15 protein-coding genes are annotated in these 17,925 nt (G+C 50.5%); 11 read left to right on the top strand and 4 right to left on the bottom strand.

Translation table 11 applies throughout. The annotated features are described in order from the left end of the window. Positions 1-53: 53 nt before the first annotated feature. From nusA to ACI0FR_RS02000, 8 genes are all read left to right on the top strand, one after another. Positions 54-1,658 (top strand): transcription termination factor NusA, encoded by a 1,605-nt coding sequence (nusA, locus tag ACI0FR_RS01965; RefSeq protein WP_374829002.1) that lies wholly within the window; start codon positions 54-56, stop codon positions 1,656-1,658. A 116-nt stretch (positions 1,659-1,774) separates the two neighbouring features. Further along, positions 1,775-2,416: an RNA-binding protein gene (locus ACI0FR_RS01970; RefSeq protein ID WP_404907196.1), complete on the top strand. Its 642-nt coding sequence runs from the start codon at positions 1,775-1,777 to the stop codon at positions 2,414-2,416. Next, on the top strand, positions 2,413-5,340 hold the full coding sequence (gene infB / locus ACI0FR_RS01975; RefSeq protein ID WP_404907197.1) for a translation initiation factor IF-2: 2,928 nt from the start codon (positions 2,413-2,415) through the stop codon (positions 5,338-5,340). The genes ACI0FR_RS01970 and infB overlap by 4 nt, the downstream gene beginning before the upstream one ends. Before the next feature lie 229 nt (positions 5,341-5,569). After that, positions 5,570-6,013 carry a 30S ribosome-binding factor RbfA gene (gene rbfA, locus ACI0FR_RS01980; RefSeq protein WP_374829005.1) on the top strand — a complete coding sequence of 148 codons (444 nt, stop codon included), beginning with the start codon at positions 5,570-5,572 and terminating at the stop codon, positions 6,011-6,013. A 2-nt stretch (positions 6,014-6,015) separates the two neighbouring features. Continuing rightward, positions 6,016-6,996 (top strand): tRNA pseudouridine(55) synthase TruB, encoded by a 981-nt coding sequence (truB, locus tag ACI0FR_RS01985; protein ID WP_404907199.1) that lies wholly within the window; start codon positions 6,016-6,018, stop codon positions 6,994-6,996. A 271-nt stretch (positions 6,997-7,267) separates the two neighbouring features. Beyond that, a complete protein-coding gene (gene rpsO / locus ACI0FR_RS01990; RefSeq protein WP_184222244.1) occupies positions 7,268-7,537 on the top strand; it encodes a 30S ribosomal protein S15 in 270 nt (89 codons plus the stop codon). 294 nt (positions 7,538-7,831) lie between these two features. After that, entirely contained in the window at positions 7,832-9,973 is a 2,142-nt protein-coding gene (gene pnp, locus ACI0FR_RS01995; protein ID WP_374829007.1) for a polyribonucleotide nucleotidyltransferase, read from the top strand. 85 nt (positions 9,974-10,058) lie between these two features. Next, positions 10,059-11,075 (top strand): methyltransferase, encoded by a 1,017-nt coding sequence (locus ACI0FR_RS02000; protein ID WP_404907202.1) that lies wholly within the window; start codon positions 10,059-10,061, stop codon positions 11,073-11,075. A gap of 78 nt (positions 11,076-11,153) precedes the next feature. On the opposite strand, the gene fabI is transcribed toward ACI0FR_RS02000, so the two are convergent. The 3 genes from fabI to fabA form a co-directional block, all read right to left on the bottom strand. Next, entirely contained in the window at positions 11,154-11,969 is an 816-nt protein-coding gene (gene fabI / locus ACI0FR_RS02005; RefSeq protein ID WP_404907204.1) for an enoyl-ACP reductase FabI, read from the bottom strand. Positions 11,970-11,980: 11 nt separating this feature from the next. Then, positions 11,981-13,204 (bottom strand): beta-ketoacyl-ACP synthase I, encoded by a 1,224-nt coding sequence (fabB, locus tag ACI0FR_RS02010; protein ID WP_374829010.1) that lies wholly within the window; start codon positions 13,202-13,204, stop codon positions 11,981-11,983. A 173-nt stretch (positions 13,205-13,377) separates the two neighbouring features. Next, positions 13,378-13,896: a 3-hydroxyacyl-[acyl-carrier-protein] dehydratase FabA gene (gene fabA, locus ACI0FR_RS02015; protein ID WP_374829011.1), complete on the bottom strand. Its 519-nt coding sequence runs from the start codon at positions 13,894-13,896 to the stop codon at positions 13,378-13,380. A gap of 279 nt (positions 13,897-14,175) precedes the next feature. Between fabA and irrA the strand changes: the two genes are divergently transcribed. Further along, on the top strand, positions 14,176-14,583 hold the full coding sequence (irrA, locus tag ACI0FR_RS02020; RefSeq protein WP_374830425.1) for an iron response transcriptional regulator IrrA: 408 nt from the start codon (positions 14,176-14,178) through the stop codon (positions 14,581-14,583). Positions 14,584-14,681: 98 nt separating this feature from the next. Here the strand turns inward: irrA and ACI0FR_RS02025 are convergent, their stop codons facing one another. Then, entirely contained in the window at positions 14,682-15,242 is a 561-nt protein-coding gene (locus tag ACI0FR_RS02025) for an SH3 domain-containing protein (protein ID WP_404907206.1), read from the bottom strand. 259 nt (positions 15,243-15,501) lie between these two features. On the opposite strand from ACI0FR_RS02025, the gene ACI0FR_RS02030 reads away from it, so the two are divergent. Beyond that, positions 15,502-16,506, top strand: a complete 1,005-nt coding sequence (locus ACI0FR_RS02030; RefSeq protein WP_374829013.1) for a 2-hydroxyacid dehydrogenase — start codon at positions 15,502-15,504, stop codon at positions 16,504-16,506. A 370-nt stretch (positions 16,507-16,876) separates the two neighbouring features. Further along, on the top strand, positions 16,877-17,908 hold the full coding sequence (gene cyoA, locus ACI0FR_RS02035) for a ubiquinol oxidase subunit II (RefSeq protein ID WP_374829014.1): 1,032 nt from the start codon (positions 16,877-16,879) through the stop codon (positions 17,906-17,908). Positions 17,909-17,925 lie beyond the last annotated feature (17 nt).

Genomic DNA, 17,925 nt, shown 5'->3' on the forward strand with positions numbered 1-17,925 from the left:
GATTGAGCACCCGTCCAAGAGGAAAGGGCGGGCGCGGCACCAAGGAGAGACTTATGGCAGTCAGTGCAAACAGGCTGGAACTTCTGCAGATCGCCGATGCGGTCGCCCGTGAGAAGTCTATCGACCGCGAAATCGTAATCGCGGCGATGGCCGATGCCATCCAGAAAGCTGCGCGTTCGCGCTATGGTCAGGAAACCAATATTCGTGCTGATATCAATGCGAAATCTGGTGAAATCAAATTGCAGCGTTTGCTGGAAGTTGTTGAACTGGTTGAAGATTACAATACGCAAATTGCACTGGAAACAGCCCGCGAGCGTAATCCTGATGCGCAGATCGGTGACTTCCTGGCCGACCAGCTGCCGCCGATGGATTTTGGCCGTATCGCAGCCCAGTCCGCCAAGCAGGTTATCGTGCAGAAAGTGCGTGAAGCCGAGCGTGATCGTCAGTATGATGAATTCCATGACCGCGTTGGTGAAATCATCAATGGTACCGTCAAGCGCGTTGAATATGGCAATGTGATTGTTGATCTGGGTCGTGGTGAAGCGATTGTGCGCCGTGACGAACTGATCCCGCGTGAAGCATTCCGTTATGGTGATCGCATTCGTGCCTATGTTTACGATGTTCGTCGTGAACAGCGTGGCCCGCAGGTTTTCCTGTCGCGTACTCATCCGCAGTTCATGGCGAAATTGTTCACCATGGAAGTGCCGGAAATCTACGACGGCATCATCGAAATCAAGTCGGTTGCCCGTGATCCGGGTTCGCGCGCCAAGATCGCTGTTGTATCACGTGATTCTTCCATTGATCCTGTCGGTGCCTGCGTTGGTATGCGTGGTTCCCGTGTGCAGGCAGTTGTGGCAGAATTGCAGGGCGAAAAAGTGGATATTATTCCATGGTCGCCAGATGCTGCTTCCTTCATCGTAAATGCCTTGCAACCTGCTGAAGTTGCCAAGGTTGTTCTGGATGAAGATGCAGAGCGTATTGAAGTTGTGGTTCCTGATGACCAATTATCATTGGCGATCGGTCGTCGCGGTCAGAACGTTCGTCTGGCTTCGCAGCTGACCGGCTGGGATATCGACATCATGACCGAAAATGAAGAGTCTGAGCGTCGTCAGAAAGAATTTGCTGAGCGTTCCGCTTTATTCATGGAAGCGCTCAATGTTGACGAGATGGTAGGTCAGGTACTGGCATCGGAAGGTTTTGCTTCCGTTGAAGAACTGGCTTATGTGGAAGCGGAAGAAATTTCGTCGATTGATGGTTTCGGTGATGAAACTGCAGGTGAAATTCAGGATCGTGCCCGTGAATATCTCGATCGTCTTGAAAACGAACAAGATGCCCGTCGTCTTGAACTGGGTGTTGAAGACGAGCTTCGTGAATTGTCGGGCATGACCACAGGCATCATGGTCGCGGTTGGTGAAGATGGCGTGAAAACCGTTGAAGATTTTGCCGGTTATGCTGTTGATGATCTGGTTGGCTGGCGTGAACGTAAAGAAGGTGAGACAATCAACCATTCCGGTATTTTGTCGAACTTCGAGCTTTCACGTGTTGAGGCTGAACAGATGATCTTGCAGGCACGTTTGAAGTGCGGCTGGATTACTGAAGATGAAGCTGTTGTCACCGAAACAGATGATGGCGACGAAATAGCAGAAGAAACCGTTTAAGGTTTCTTGATGTTAAGGGGTTGGCGTTTGCGCGCCAACCTGCCATAAGGCGGGGGTTCTTGCCTATGGCAGGCAAGGGTTCTTGAGTGAGGCCCACAAGAGTGACAGAAATTGGCATGAATGACAGAAGTTGCATCGTTACGCGTGAGAGCGGTTCTGTCGAAAACATGATAAGGTTTGTCGCAGGGCCGGATGGTTCGGTTGTGCCGGATCTGAAAGCGAATTTGCCCGGGCGCGGTTGTTGGGTTACAGCCGAGCGCGGGAAAGTGGATGAGGCCGTCAAGCGTAATTTATTTGCGCGCGGCCTTAAAAAGGGTGTAACAGTCCAACCGGATCTTGGCGCGCTGGTGGATCAGCTGCTGACAAAATCCGCAATTGGCAGTTTGGCTCTTGCCCGTAAATCTGGCGTTGTTGTTACAGGCTCCGCCAAGGTTGATGCGGATATACGTTCAGGCAATGCAATTATGGTATTGCATGCTTTGGAAGCTTCGCCGGATGGCGTGAGAAAACTTGATCAGGCCCGCCGTGCCGTGATCCATACGCTGGGGCGTGACATCCCCGCTTTTTCTCTTTTTACTGGAGAGGAAATGGATTTGGCATTCGGGGGTGGAAATGTGATACATGCTGCCGTGCTCCAAGGAATGGCGGCGAACGGGTTCGTTAAGCGGGCGCACATGTTGCGAAATTATCGCGGGCAAATCGCCACGAATTCGGAAAGTGAAACGGCGGATGCCGTCAGGGAAACGGAAACGGAATGAGCGACAGCAAATCTAACGACGACAAGACGCTGGGCGTCGATAACAAAAAAACGTTGACCCTTAAACGGTCAAGCGTTGAACAGAGCACCGTGCGCCAAAATTTTAGCCACGGACGCACGAAATCTGTCGTCGTGGAAACGAGAAAACGCAAATTTGCGCGACCAGACGACAAGCCGGCAGCGGTAGAACCTGTAGCGGCCAAGCCGGTTGCACCAGCCCCGGTTGCGCCACAAGCTGCGGCACCGGCGGCACCAGCTCCGGCTGCTCCTGTTGCTGCGCCAGTTTCAGCACCGGCACCCGTTGCTCCGGCAGATACTGCACCGGCGGCAGAAGTTAAGCCAGCTGTGGTGAAGCCTGTTGAAGCTCCGGTTACAAAGCCTGCGGCACCAAAACCCGCACAGTCGCAAGCTCAGGCACAACAACCACGCGGTGGTCAGCAGCGTCAGGGACAAGGACAGCGCCAGCAAAATGGAGGCCGTCCACAACGTGATGGCCAGCAGAACCGTTCGCGCTCCAATGAACGCGGTGGTGCAGTGCTCAATACTTTGTCACGCAATGAAATGGATGCCCGCCGCCGTGCATTGGAAGATGCAATGGTGCGTGATGCAGAAGAGAAAAAACGTGCCGCTGAAGAAGCTGTCCGTCAGGCTGCAGAAGATGCGCGCCTTGCAAAAGAGCGTGAAGAAGCTGCCCGCTTGCAGGCAATTGAAGATGCACGTCTGAAAGCCGAGGCGGAAACCCGTCAGGCTCAGGAAAAAGAAGCTGCGAAAAACGCACCTGCTGCTGCCGCGCCAGTGCGCAATGCACAGCCACGTTCTGACAATCAGCGCGGTGGTTCACGACCTGCCCCAGTTGCGGCAACACCGATAGATCAGGTGCCGCTGAAGCCGAACACATCCGGCGTGTTGTCACGTAGCAAAAATAATAATAATGACGATGATGATCGTCGTGGACCGGGTGCCCGTCGTGGCGGCAGTGCTACGCCTGCGAAACCGGAAGTGCGCGCACCAAAGGTTGTGAAGGGTGAAGATGATCGCCGTCGCGGCAAACTGACCCTGACCAGTAACTTGGAAGAAGATAGTGCACGTGGGCGTTCATTGTCAGCGATGCGTCGCCGTCAGGAAAAATTCAAACGCTCCCAGATGCAGGAAGTGCGCGAGAAGATTTCTCGTGAAGTGACTGTACCTGAAACCATCACCATTCAGGAGCTGGCGCAGCGTATGACTGAACGCTCTGTTGATATCATCAAATATCTGATGAAACAGGGGCAGATGATGAAGCCGGGCGATGTGATCGATTCCGATCTGGCTCAGCTCATTGCGGAAGAATTTGGTCATACCGTTAAACGTGTTGCTGAATCTGACGTCGAAGAAGGTATCTTCAACGTAGAAGATGATACAGCAGCGATGTTGCCGCGTGCGCCTGTTGTGACCATTATGGGTCACGTTGACCACGGAAAAACTTCTCTTCTCGATGCGATCCGTAAAGCGAATGTCGTATCGGGTGAAGCCGGTGGTATTACCCAGCATATCGGTGCTTATCAGGTTGAACAGAATGGCCAGAAGATCACCTTTATCGATACCCCTGGTCACGCAGCCTTTACACAGATGCGTGCTCGTGGTGCGCAGGCAACCGATATCGCCATTCTGGTGGTCGCTGCTGATGATAGCGTGATGCCGCAGACAATTGAATCCATCAATCATGCCAAAGCTGCCGGCGTTCCGATCATTGTTGCCATCAACAAGATTGATAAACCGACTGCTGATCCGCAAAAAGTTCGCACTGCACTGTTGCAGCACGATGTTTTTGTTGAAACCATGGGCGGTGAAGTGCTCGATGTGGAAGTGTCTGCCAAGCAGCGCATGAACCTCGACAAGCTGCTTGAAGCCGTGCTTTTGCAGGCTGAAATTCTGGATCTCAAAGCTGATCCTGAGCGTACGGCTGAAGGTGTTGTCATTGAAGCGCAGCTGGATCGTGGTCGCGGTTCTGTCGCAACCGTTCTGGTTCAAAAAGGTACATTGCGTCCGGGTGAAATCATCGTGGCCGGCAGCGAATGGGGTCGTGTACGCGCTCTGGTCAACGACCACGGCGATCACGTGAAAGAAGCTGGTCCTGCAATGCCGGTTGAGATCCTCGGCCTCTCTGGTACACCGCAGGCCGGTGACCGTTTCGCTGTTGTTGCCAACGAAGCCAAGGCACGTGAAATTTCTGAATATCGTCAGCGTCTCGCACGTGACAAGGCAGTTGCCCGTCAGACCGGTATGCGTGGCTCGCTTGAGCAGATGATGTCGAACTTGCAGGATACCGGCTTGAAAGAATTCCCGCTTGTCATCAAAGGTGACGTGCAGGGTTCGGTGGAAGCGATTATCGCGTCTCTCGACAAGCTTGGTACCGACGAAGTTCGTGCACGTATCGTTCATTCGGGTGCCGGTGGTATTACCGAAAGCGATATTGCGCTGGCAGAAGCTTCAAACGCCGCGATCATCGGCTTTAACGTTCGTGCCAACCAGCAGGCGCGCGCTGCTTCTGAACAGCAGGGCATCGAAATCCGCTACTACAACATCATCTACGATCTGTTGGATGACGTGAAAGCAGCTATGTCGGGTCTGTTGTCACCAGAGCGTCGTGAAACCTTCATCGGTAACGCAGAAATTCTTGAAGTCTTCAACATTACCAAGGTCGGTAAAGTGGCTGGTTGCCGCGTCACCGAAGGTAAGGTTGAGCGTGGTGCAGGTGTGCGCCTTATCCGTGATAACGTTGTTATTCACGAAGGCAAGCTCAAGACTCTCAAGCGCTTCAAGGACGAGGTATCTGAAGTTCCTGTCGGTCAGGAATGTGGTATGGCCTTTGAAAACTACGATGATATGCGCGCTGGCGACATCATCGAAGCCTTCCGCGTTGAGCATATTACCCGTACGCTCTAATTGGACGGCGGTTTCCAAATATTAAGGGCGTGCGTGGCGTTAAAGCTGCGCACGTCCTTTCTTCTTCTATAGGCAGGATCAATCTGCTTGTTCAATTTTCGATAAGATTGCATGCATCTGCTATAATCCGCTTTAAACATAAGATGTAATAAGCCGGAGTGGATTTACTGGCGGGTTTGATCCCCGCGAAGTATGGTGCTTTAATAATAAAAACCGGGATTAAAAAACAATGTCACGTCATCAAGGCAACGGCCCTTCGCAGCGCCAGCTTCGTGTGGGCGAGCAAGTGCGCCATGCAATTGCACAAGTGCTGCAACGCGAACAAATTCACGATGAATTACTGGAACAAACTGTTATTTCGATTTCCGAAGTACGTATGTCGCCGGATTTGAAAATTGCTACATGCTTCATCACTCCATTGGGCGATGTGGATGGTCAGGCGGTGGTCAAAGCCTTGGCAAAACACGCTAAGTTTTTGCGTGGTAAGATGGCGCCTTACTTGAGCCAGATGAAATATATGCCGGAATTCCGTTTCCGCATTGATACAAGCTTCGATAATTTCTCGAAAATTGACGCTCTGTTGCGTTCTCCTGAAGTCGCCCGAGATCTGGATCATTCTGTGGATGAGGCCGATGATTTGGATGATCGCAAGAGTGAGCGCGGAGCAGAATAAGCATGGCAAGACGTGGTAAGAAAAAAGGTCGTCCGGTTTCCGGCTGGGTTATCTTTGACAAGCCTAAAGGCATGGGCTCAACGGAAGCTGTTTCAAAGATAAAATGGCTTTTTAATGCGGAAAAAGCAGGACACGCCGGCACGCTTGATCCGCTGGCCTCCGGCATGTTGCCGATTGCCTTGGGCGAGGCCACCAAGACCGTTCCTTATGTGATGGACGGTACCAAAGTTTATCGTTTCCGCGTTGGTTGGGGAGAGCAGCGCTCGACCGATGATATGGAAGGCGTTGTAACGCATTCTTCCGACAAACGCCCGTCGCGTGACGAGATTTTGGCGGCAGCCGCAAAATATGTCGGCATTATTCAACAAGTACCACCGCAGTTTTCTGCCATTAAAATTGATGGCGAACGTGCTTATGATCTGGCACGTGGCGGCGAGGCGGTTGAAATTCCCTCCCGTGAAGTGGAAATCGACAGCCTTGATCTAATGGAAATGCCGGATGAGCATTTTGCTGAGTTCGAAGTTGTTTGCTCTAAAGGCACCTATGTGCGCTCTTTGGCGCGTGATATGGGGCTGGATCTGGGCTGCTATGGCTATATTGCCGAATTGCGCCGCATCGAAGTCTCGCCTTTCACCGATGAAGATTTCGTCACATTAAGCGAGTTGGAGCAGGCTTGGCCGCCATTGCCGCCCAAGCCGGAAGAGGGTGAAGAGGTTGAAGACCGCCCGTTTATCGTGCGTGATTTTTCAGCTCTTGATGCTTTTGTGATCGACACTTTGGCAGCTCTTGAATGTCTGCCGCAGGTGCCGTTGTCTGATGATCAGGCTCACCGTGTGCGCCTTGGCAATCCGGTGATTTTGCGTGGCCGTGATGCACCTTTGGAAGCAGGTGAGGCATGCGTCACGACCAAAGGAAAATTGCTGGCGATCGGGCTGATCGAACAAGGCCAGTTCAAGCCGAAACGGGTTTTCACTTCGCTTTGATTAGTTATTCTGGCGGGGTGTCATTCATGCCGTCAGAGTTTATCGTGACACAGTTGAAATAAGCATTTTGCCTGAAACAGGCAATGGAAGCGGGGCGTTGCAAAGGCTGAAAACCAATTATACGCGACGCGCTCTAGTAATATTGCCTTATTTCGATTATATGCACAGCATTGGTTCTGTATTTTTAAAAATTCAGACTCATTTTAACGGCCTTAGCTGGACGACATCCCGGCTCGGGCATCCCACTCCCTCTCTTTAGAAAGGTATTATGATGTCGATTACAGCAGAACGTAAAGCAGCTTTGATCAAAGAATACGCAACCAAAGAAGGTGACACCGGTTCACCTGAAGTACAGGTTGCTGTTCTTTCCGAGCGCATTGCAAACTTGACCGAGCACTTCAAAGGCCACAAGAATGACAACCATTCACGTCGCGGTCTCTTGAAGCTGGTTTCCCAGCGCCGTCGTCTTCTCGACTACGTAAAGGGCGTTGACCATGCTCGTTATCAGGCGCTCATCAGCCGTCTTGGCCTGCGTCGCTAAAATAAATTACGGGCGATGTTTTTTAAACGTCGCCCGTTACTCTATGGGCTTTTATGAAAAAGCCTTGAAATGATCGTCATGGGGCAGGATTGCCGGTGGTTTTAAAACTATGTCTCCCAAAATTCAGTATCGGTTTTGGGATAGAGACATACGTAAAAAATAGAGCGAATGGCTGCGATAAGTTACGCTACGCTCTGGAGTTAAAACTACTTGTTGTCTTGCCCATGGCCATTAAGCCAACCAGTGGGATGCTTGCTGCAATCATGCGCGGCATCTCCAATTGAAGGACATATGATGTTCAATACCCACAAAGTGGAAATCGAATGGGGCGGTCGTCCGCTCATTCTCGAAACAGGTAAAATTGCCCGTCAGGCTGATGGTGCGGTTCTTGCCACTTACGGCGAAACCATGGTTCTCGCAACTGTCGTTTCTGCTAAGGAACCAAAGCCGGGTCAGGATTTCTTTCCGCTGACCGTAAACTATCAGGAAAAGACCTATGCTGCCGGTAAAATCCCCGGTGGCTATTTCAAGCGTGAAGGCCGTCCGAGCGAAAACGAAACCCTCGTTTCCCGCTTGATCGACCGTCCTATCCGTCCGCTTTTTGCTGATGGCTATAAGAACGACACACAGGTTGTTTTGACTGTTATCCAGCACGATCTGGAAAACAATCCGGATATCCTGTCGATGATTGCAGCTTCTGCAGCTCTGACCCTTTCTGGTGTTCCTTTCATGGGCCCGATCGGAGCATCGCGCGTTGGTCTGATCAACGGCGAATATGTGCTCAATCCAAGCATTGACGTTTTGCCGGAATCTAACCTTGATCTGGTTGTTGCCGGTACTTCAGAAGCTGTTCTGATGGTTGAATCTGAAGCGCAGGAACTTACCGAAGAGCTGATGCTCGGTGCTGTGATGTTCGGTCACAAAGCATTCCAGCCTGTGATTGATGCTATCATCAAACTGGCTGAAGTTGCAGCTAAAGAGCCACGCGAGTTTCAGGCTGAAGACCTTTCCGACCTCGAAGGCAAAATGCTTGCAATCGTTGAAGACGATTTGCGTGCAGCTTACAAGATCATCGACAAGCAGGCTCGTTATGCCGCTGTTGACGCTGCCAAGGCAAAAGTTAAAGCACACTTTCTACCGGAAGATGCTGAAACAACCGAGTTTTCCAAAGAACAGGTTGATACCGTATTCAAGAGCTTGCAGGCCAAGATTGTTCGTTGGAACATTCTTGACACCGGCAGCCGTATTGATGGCCGTGATCTGAGCACCGTTCGTGCAATTGATTCACAGGTTCGCTTGCTTCCGCGTACCCACGGTTCGTCGCTGTTTACCCGCGGTGAAACACAGGCTTTCGTTGTCGCCACACTCGGCACCGGTGAAGATGAACAGTTTATCGATTCTCTGACCGGCATGTACAAAGAATCATTCCTTCTGCATTACAACTTCCCTCCATATTCTGTTGGTGAAACCGGCCGTATGGGTTCGCCTGGTCGTCGTGAAATTGGTCACGGCAAGCTCGCATGGCGCGCTATCCATCCGATGCTGCCTGCCAAAGAGCAGTTCCCGTACACCATCCGCGTTGTGTCAGAAATTACTGAATCAAACGGTTCTTCGTCGATGGCAAGTGTTTGCGGTGCATCGCTTGCTCTGATGGATGCCGGTGTTCCTCTTCAGCGTCCGGTCGCAGGTATTGCGATGGGTTTGATCAAGGAAGGCGACCGTTACGCGGTTCTGTCCGATATCTTGGGTGATGAAGATCATCTCGGCGATATGGACTTTAAGGTAGCCGGTACAGAAAACGGTATTACCGCTTTGCAGATGGACATCAAAATTGATGGCATCACGCAGGAAATCATGCAGATCGCATTGGAACAGGCTAAGGGCGGTCGCGTCCATATCCTCAGCGAAATGGCAAATGCCATCAGCGGTTCGCGCGAAGAGCTGGGCGAATTTGCTCCGCGCATCGAAGTTATGAATATCCCGACCGACAAGATCCGTGATGTGATCGGTTCAGGCGGTAAGGTTATCCGTGAAATTGTTGAAAAGACCGGCGCTAAAATCAACATTGAAGATGACGGCACTGTCAAAATTGCTTCTTCTTCGGCTAAAGAAATCGAAGCTGCTAAAAAGTGGATTCATTCAATTGTTGCCGAGCCTGAAGTTGGTGAAATCTACGAAGGTACAGTTGTTAAAACTGCTGACTTCGGTGCATTCGTTAACTTCTTCGGCCCACGCGATGGCTTGGTACACATTTCGCAGCTGGCTTCTGACCGCGTTGCCAAAACCACTGACGTGGTGAAGGAAGGTCAAAAAGTTTGGGTTAAACTGATGGGCTTTGATGAGCGCGGTAAAGTTCGCTTGTCGATGAAAGTTGTCGATCAGGAAACCGGCAAAGAAGTCGTTGCCGAAAAGAAAGCTGAAGCAGACGCTGAGTAATCAGTGATTGGCTTTGTATTTCAAGAAAGCGCACCCAAAAGGTGCGCTTTTTTATTCATCATAATTTGATGCAGGTGATGCAAAAATGATTTCAGGCGCGCAACAGACACTATTTTTGCCTTTTGAACATGAGATTTTTGATATGCCGGAAGAGGGCTCGCGCTTTCTTGCCTGCGGTATTCGTGCTGACCGGACATTGGATGCTGCATGGAAAGAAGTGTTGACCTGCCTGCAACCACAGCGGCCTGATTTCTTGGCGCTGGAACGTGAAGACTTTAAAGCCGTGCCGCGTTTGGAAGAGGACTTAAGCTTTGATGGCGGGTTGTTGCTGCTTGGTAAGCATCGCGGGCGCAATGAAGCATGGTTGGCGCAAATTTTGACACGGGTAAAACCGGGCGGCACTATCATTGTGTCGGGTGATAAAAAACTTGGTATTGATAGTTTCCGCAAAATGGCGGGCGGCATTGCGGAAATCGAAGACCGGATGTCGAAAAACCATGCTGTTGCTTTTTGGTTCAGACGACCGGCTGATGTCACCGATGAGCAGATTACAGTCTTAAAACCGACACACAACCTCGTGGACGGGCTTTATTATACTGAAGCAGGCATGTTCTCGCATCAGGCGATTGATCGCGGCTCAGCGCTGTTGGTGCCTTATCTGAAGGATATTGTCTTTGGCAATGTTGCTGATTATGGTGCCGGATGGGGCTATTTAAGCGCTCAGGCGCTTAACCTCGCGCCAAAGCTTGAGCGCCTTGATCTCTATGAGGCGGATTATGAATCGCTTCAGGCGGCGTGTAAAAATTTAAGTCACGCCGAAAAGCCCGTCGATTTTCATTGGTTTGATCTGACCACAGAAGCGCTTACCGGTATTTATGATACAGTGATCATGAACCCGCCTTTCCATGAAGGGCGCGCGACAGATGTTTCTTTGGGGCAAAGTTTTATCACAGCTGCGGCCAAACGCTTGAAAACCGGCGGGCGTTTGTTGATGGTGGCTAATCGTCAACTGCCATATGAAGCGGTGCTGAAAGGGTCTTTCCGCGTCGTCAATCTGTTGAAAGACGAGCGCGGTTTCAAGGTGATCGAAGCACGTAAATAATTCGGGCTTTTTAATGGGCTTCAGATACAAAAACGCCGCCTTATTTTTAAGGCGGCGTTTTTTTGTGCATTCAGTTTTTTAGTCGTTGCTGTCAGGCACTTTTTTCAGCTCATCAATCGACGGCATCGAAACGATATTATAGCCTGAATCAACAAAGTGGATTTCACCGGTCACACCGCTGGAGAGTTCAGACAGCATGTAAAGCGCTGCTTTACCCACATCATCAATATCAACAGTACGACGCAGCGGCGCATTGCGGCGCTGATAGGTGAAAATCTCGCGTGCATCACCAATGCCAGCGCCAGCCAGTGTGCGCACAGGGCCTGCCGAAATCGCATTGACGCGGATGCCCTGCGGGCCGTAATCGGAAGCCAGATAACGAACCATAGCTTCAAGAGCAGCTTTCGCTACGCCCATCACGTTATAGTTCGGGATCACGCGGGTTGAGCCGCCATAGGTCAGCGTCAGCATGGAGCCGCCGTTTTTCATCAGCTTTGCAGCGCGCTGCGCCACTTCGGTGAAGGAATAGGCAGAAATGACCATGGTACGGCTGAAGTTTTCACGGGTTGTTACATCTGCATAGCGACCTTTCAACTCGTTTTTGTCGGAAAAACCAATGGCATGGACGACAAAATCCAGGCCACCCCATTCTTTTTCGATGGTTTCGAAAACTTTATCGACGGAGGCAATATCTTCCACATCACAAGGCAGCACGAATTTCGAGCCAGCCTGTTCAGCCAATGGCATCACGCGCTTGCCCAATGCTTCGCCCTGATAGGTGAAAGCAAGTTCTGCACCCTGATCGGCAAGATTTTTTGCAATCCCCCAAGCGATTGAGTGGTTATTCGCGACCCCCATAATCAGGCCGCGTTTGCCTTTCATGAGACCTTCCATATTTTTCTCCGTCAGTCCTTATAGCGCTGGAAAACCAGCGTCGCATTCGTGCCCCCAAACCCGAACGAGTTGGACAGGACTGTATTTATTTCAGCATTATCAATACGTTTGCGCACAATCGGCATATCGGCAAAGGCCGGATCGATTTCTTCAATATGTGCGCTCTCGCAGATGAAGTTGTTTTGCATCATCAACAGCGAATAAATGGCTTCCTGAACGCCGGTTGCACCCAGTGAGTGACCGGTCAGGGATTTGGTTGCAGCAATCGGCGGGCAGCTATCGCCGGAGCCAAAAATCTTGCGGATCGATTCAATTTCCGGTGCGTCGCCGGCAGGGGTCGAGGTCGCATGCGGATTGATATAGTCGATCTTACCCTCAACAGTGGAAAGCGCCATCTGCATGCAGCGCAATGCGCCTTCGCCGGACGGGGCAACCATGTCGAAACCATCGGATGTTGCACCATAGCCAACCACTTCGCCGTAAATTTTGGCGCCGCGGGCAAGGGCGGTTTCGAGGTCTTCCAGCACGAGCACACCGGCACCGCCGGCAATCACAAAACCGTCGCGGTTTTTGTCATAGGCGCGGGATGCTGTGGAAGGGGTGTCGTTATATTTCGAAGACATTGCACCCATGGCATCAAACAACACCGACAAGGTCCAGTCGAGGTCTTCACAGCCACCGGCAAACATACGATCCTGCTTGCCGTACTGGATCATCTCAACCGCATTGCCGATGCAATGGTTGGAGGTCGCGCAGGCAGATGAAATCGAATAATTGATGCCTTTGATTTTGAAGAAGGTCGCCAAAGTGGCGGAGGCTGTCGAGCTCATAGCTTTAGGCACAGCAAAAGGACCAACGCGTTTCGGGCCTTTTTCGCGGGTGATATCAGCTGATTCGACAATCGTGCGTGTGGACGGGCCGCCGGAACCCATAATAATACCGGTTCGCTCGTTTGAAACTTGTTCTTCGCTCAAACCTGCATCAGCAATCGCCTGATCCATCGCGATGTGATTCCATGCTGTTCCGCGGCCATGAAAACGCATATGGCGACGATCGACCAGTGCTTCAATATCAATTTTCGGCTCACCATGAACCTGACATCTGAAGCCCAGATCGGCGTATTCCTGCGCCCGGCTGATGCCGGATTTCGCTTCACGAAGCGAGGCTGTCACCTCGTCGGTATTGTTTCCAATTGAGGATACGATCCCCATTCCGGTGACGACTACACGCCGCATAGCGCTCTCCTTTGACACCTGTGCTGTTCTTAAAGTTGCTATCAGAACAGATAGGTGTGTTCTTCACATGTTTTGAGCGCGGCGTTAAAGAAAATCACTTTTCTGAACGCCGCGCTCATGAAAATTTGCCCAATCTTTGATCAATGAGCAATCAATATTTTTATAAAGCTGACTTATTCAGCTGAACTGTCTTTCGATAAACCAACGCGTAAATCGCTCGCCGTATAAATTGTTTCGCCGTCTGCCTTTAGCCAGCCATCAGCTGTACCCAGAACAAGGCGACCACGCATAACGCGTTTGAAATCAATGCCATACTGAATGAGCTTGGTGTGCGGACGCACCATGCCTTTGAACTTCACTTCACCGGTTGAAAGCGCCATGCCGCGACCTGGCTCGCCGAGCCAGCCGAGGAAAAAACCGGTCAGCTGCCACATGCCGTCTAGGCCAAGGCAGCCAGGCATGATCGGATTGCCCTGAAAATGGCACGGGAAATACCAATCATCAGGTTTTACATCATACTCAGCACGAATGAAGCCTTTGCCGTGTTCACCACCGGTTTCCGAAATTTCGGTGATGCGGTGCACCATCAGCATCGGTGGCAGCGGCAGCTGGGCATTGCCCGGACCAAACATTTCACCGCGAGCGCAGGAAAGGAGCTCCTCATACCCGTAGCTCGATTTTTGTTCTGCCATTACGCCTCCAAATCAAATTCTCTGTGTGACCGGCATGGCCGGTCATGAATGATGTCGTTTATGTTAAAATAGTCTTAGCACAGACTGTTTCCAACAGTAAAACCATCCTGATAGCTTTTTCCTGCAATCAATGCTATGAAGAAGGCTATTGATAGTATTATTGTGACTGCATATATCAATGGAGAATGCCAATGAGCAACACTTCGTTGCATTTTTGGCAAATTTGGTACGAGCTGTAACGGATAAAACGTGAATATACCTGTTTTGCATGCAGATTCGATGTTGATGGAACACCGTTTACGTGACGCAGGTTTGCGGCCTACACGACAACGAGTCGCTCTTGCTAGTCTTATCTTCGCCCGCGGCGACCGCCACTTGTCAGCTGAAGAGCTGCATGAAGAGGCTGTTATTGCCGATGTGCCGGTGTCTCTGGCCACCGTTTATAATACACTGCATCAGTTTACTGAAGCGGGCTTGCTGCGCATCATCGCTATTGAAGGGGCCAAGAGCTACTTTGATACTAATATTTCCGATCATCAGCATTTCTTCCTTGAAGGAGAAAATGTGGTGTTTGATATTCCGCACAGCACCAAAGGCCAGCCGACCGTGGCAAATATGCCTGAAGCACCTGAGGGAATGGAAATCGTGAATGTTGATATCATCGTCCGGTTGCGCCGCAAAAGCTAAACGCAGCTGTTGATTCCCGATTGAAAAAGCTCGTGAACAGCGTTTCACGAGCTTTTTTTAATTTTTCCGGTTCATTATTTATTTGATTGCGGGCTTACTTAGTCAAAGACCTCGCCTGGATAAGCACCCCATAATTTGCGCTGGGGTAACCAGCCGCGCACTTTATTGACTTCCAGTCTGCACCATTCGCCATTGCATTCACGGATATTGGCGATCACGCCGCCTTCCACCTGTGCCACGATTTTGGCCGTTGGTTCCGGGGATGTACGCAATTCCAGCAAACGGCCGGACTTGTCCCAAGGTGCTGTGACGGCTGTGCGTTTGCCTGATAAAAGCGATTGGTAAATCCAGCCTTCTGTGCCATCTGCATCACGGATGCGGCGCCAGTTATCATATTCCTGAATAATTTCCACCGGCAATCCGGCTTTAACAAAAAGCCATGAAACCGCATATTCGCGCCCGGGCCCCACGCGTATATTGGCACGCGCGGGTTTTAAACTGACAAAGCGCGGCAAAGGCAGGCCGCTTTTACCAACCGGTGTGGCGATTTTTTCTACAGTTTGTGCATAAGCAGGCATGTTCAGACTGAGGCTTAGCAGTGCCACAGCAGTTGCCACAGAGATGAATTTCAATAGTTTCGCAAGAAAAACTCGGTACACGTATCCTCGCTTTGACCCTTATATTCGCGTCATTTACAACGGCCGCAACAGTTCATTGCTGTTTTCAGCCGGTTATTTCTGGCACAGGTTTGCATGATGATGTGAAATTGCTGCATCATGACCTGTTTTCCTTTGTCTTTGTCCATGTGCCTTGATAGATAAGAAGCGCATGAAGTTTTTTGTGATTTTGCACCTTCTTGGTTAAGGAGGTCTCAACGCAGATTAATTCGGTGTGAATTCGACCAAAAAAGAGGTGAATATGTCCGTCAGGAAGAAGCCGCTGGTTGTTCTTGCCCGCAAATTACCCGATTCGGTTGAAACGCGGATGCGGGAACTGTTTGACGCGCGGCTGAATATTGATGATCACCGCATGACGCAGGCGGAAATCGTTGCGGCATTAAAAGATGCGGATGTATTCGTGCCGACGATTAACGATATTATTGATGCGTCGATGATCGAGCAGGCAGGACCCGATCTGAAGCTGATTGCTAATTTCGGTAATGGTGTCGACAATATTGATGTTGCAGCCGCTGCCAAGCGCGGCATTACTGTCACAAATACGCCCAATGTGCTGACAGAAGACACCGCCGATATGACATTGGCTTTATTGCTGTCTGTTCCACGCCGTTTGGTGGAAGGTGCTAATTCCCTGCATGAAAATTCTGGCCAATGGCCGGGTTGGTCGCCGACATGGATGCTGGGGCGGCGCATCTGGGGCAAGCGCATTGGTATTATCGGCATGGGGCGTATCGGAACGGCTGTGGCAAGACGCGCCAAAGCGTTTGGTATGTCGATCCATTATCATAACCGTAAGAATGTCAGTCCCAAGATCGAGGAAGAGCTGGAGGCTACTTATTGGGACAGCCTTGATCAGATGCTGGCGCGGATGGATATTATCTCGGTCAATTGTCCGTCAACGCCAGCGACATTCCATTTATTGTCTGCACGGCGCATAGCCTTGATGCAGCCGCATGCCTATGTGGTAAACACAGCGCGCGGCCAGATTATTGATGAAATGGCGTTGATCGAACAGATCGAACAGGGCAAGCTTGCAGGTGCTGGGCTTGATGTTTTTGAACACGAGCCTGCGGTTAATCCGCGGCTTCTGGACTTGGCCAAAAAAGGCAAAGTTGTGATTCTTCCGCATATGGGCTCGGCCACTTTGGAAGGGCGCATTGATATGGGGGATAAGGTGATCATCAATATTCGCGCCTTTGTCGACGGCCACCGCCCGCCGGATCGTGTCTTGCCCAACAAGGTGTAAGCTTTATTAAAATGATGGCTATATCGCAGGGCTGCTCATAAGAAGGGCAGCCTTTTTAGTATTGACTTGATGTATAGTCTTGAAAACCAATAATAATCTATCTGGGTGCGACAAATTTGCATAATATTATATTTTATATTACTCATATTGAAATTTTATAAGCTTTGATCTGTCACAGATAAAATATTTTTTTGCACGAGCCATTTTTAGTGTCTTCTAATTGATCAAGAATTATTTTAGAAGACGCGTGACAATCAGAGTTAATAGGTATAACTGTACCTATCAAACTTTCAGTAATTACCGTAAATTGAGAAATTGAGGCGTGCATTGCCTTCCCCCATATAGGGCAGTGCATGAAACGGAAGCGTAAATGAAAATTGGATCATCACGCGTGCTTGGCCTTTTGAGCCTCGCAGTCCTGACCCTTTTTATGAGTGGCTGTCAGCAGGTGCTGCTGGATCCCAAGGGTGAGATAGGGATGCAGCAACGCGACCTTATCTATTTTGCAACAGGTCTTATGTTGCTCGTCGTTGTTCCGGTCATCATTATGACCCTGTTTTTTGCATGGAAATATCGTGCCTCCAACGAGAAGGCAGATTATCAGCCGGATTGGCACCATTCGACCAAAATCGAATTGGCCGTCTGGCTTATCCCGTGTGCAATCATCATTGTGCTTGGCACCGTGACATGGATTTCCACGCATAAGCTCGACCCTTACCGCCCGCTGGATTCAGATGTGCCTCCATTGGAAGTGGAAGTGACAGCTCTTGATTGGAAGTGGATGTTCTTTTATCCGCAATACGGCATTGCGACCGTCAACGAGATGGCGATGCCTGTGGATGTTCCGGTCAATTTCAAACTGACATCGGGTACGGTGATGAATTCGTTCTTCATTCCGGCTTTGGGCAGTCAGGTTTATACGATGGCTGGCATGCAGACACAGCTTCATCTCATCGCCAATTATGAAGGTGTGTTTGATGGTATGTCGGCAAATTATAGCGGTGCCGGCTTTGCCCAGATGCGTTTTAAGGCGCACAGCTTTGATCAGGCCGGTTTTGATAAATGGGTAGCCGAGGTGAAAGCTAAAGGTGAGCCGCTTGACCGCGCCCGTTACATGTCGGTTGAACAGCCGAGTGAAAAACATCCGGTTCAGTATTTCACTTACAATGATCCGACCTTGTTCCATGACATCATCAATCGTTGTGTGGATGGCAAAACTGTTTGCATGGATGATGAAATGCATCGTGTGCAGATGGCCCGGGAAGCACGTGCCAATTTACGTAAATCTTCGCCTATCGACATGAGTCTTTGGGCAGATGATGTGATCTGCCTGACTACTCCGGTCAATCTGACTGATGCGGATTCAATGAAAACTTCGTCGCCACGTCCCCCGCGCGGCTGACAAAAATTCAAGTGAAG

The organism is Paenochrobactrum sp. BZR 201-1, from assembly GCF_044987585.2.
Taxonomy (GTDB): domain Bacteria; phylum Pseudomonadota; class Alphaproteobacteria; order Rhizobiales; family Rhizobiaceae; genus Paenochrobactrum; species Paenochrobactrum pullorum.

Excerpts from the sequence above, each read along its gene's own strand:
- infB (WP_404907197.1), top strand. The coding sequence starts at position 2,413 with ATGAGCGACAGCAAATCTAACGACGACAAGACGCTGGGCGTCGATAAC.
- ACI0FR_RS02030 (WP_374829013.1), top strand. The coding sequence starts at position 15,502 with ATGTCCGTCAGGAAGAAGCCGCTGGTTGTTCTTGCCCGCAAATTACCC.
- fabA (WP_374829011.1), bottom strand. The coding sequence starts at position 13,896 with ATGGCAGAACAAAAATCGAGCTACGGGTATGAGGAGCTCCTTTCCTGC.
- irrA (WP_374830425.1), top strand. The coding sequence starts at position 14,176 with ATGTTGATGGAACACCGTTTACGTGACGCAGGTTTGCGGCCTACACGA.
- ACI0FR_RS01970 (WP_404907196.1), top strand. The coding sequence starts at position 1,775 with ATGAATGACAGAAGTTGCATCGTTACGCGTGAGAGCGGTTCTGTCGAA.
- cyoA (WP_374829014.1), top strand. The coding sequence starts at position 16,877 with ATGAAAATTGGATCATCACGCGTGCTTGGCCTTTTGAGCCTCGCAGTC.
- truB (WP_404907199.1), top strand. The coding sequence starts at position 6,016 with ATGGCAAGACGTGGTAAGAAAAAAGGTCGTCCGGTTTCCGGCTGGGTT.
- fabI (WP_404907204.1), bottom strand. The coding sequence starts at position 11,969 with ATGGAAGGTCTCATGAAAGGCAAACGCGGCCTGATTATGGGGGTCGCG.
- nusA (WP_374829002.1), top strand. The coding sequence starts at position 54 with ATGGCAGTCAGTGCAAACAGGCTGGAACTTCTGCAGATCGCCGATGCG.
- pnp (WP_374829007.1), top strand. The coding sequence starts at position 7,832 with ATGTTCAATACCCACAAAGTGGAAATCGAATGGGGCGGTCGTCCGCTC.
- fabB (WP_374829010.1), bottom strand. The coding sequence starts at position 13,204 with ATGCGGCGTGTAGTCGTCACCGGAATGGGGATCGTATCCTCAATTGGA.
- rbfA (WP_374829005.1), top strand. The coding sequence starts at position 5,570 with ATGTCACGTCATCAAGGCAACGGCCCTTCGCAGCGCCAGCTTCGTGTG.
- ACI0FR_RS02000 (WP_404907202.1), top strand. The coding sequence starts at position 10,059 with ATGATTTCAGGCGCGCAACAGACACTATTTTTGCCTTTTGAACATGAG.
- rpsO (WP_184222244.1), top strand. The coding sequence starts at position 7,268 with ATGTCGATTACAGCAGAACGTAAAGCAGCTTTGATCAAAGAATACGCA.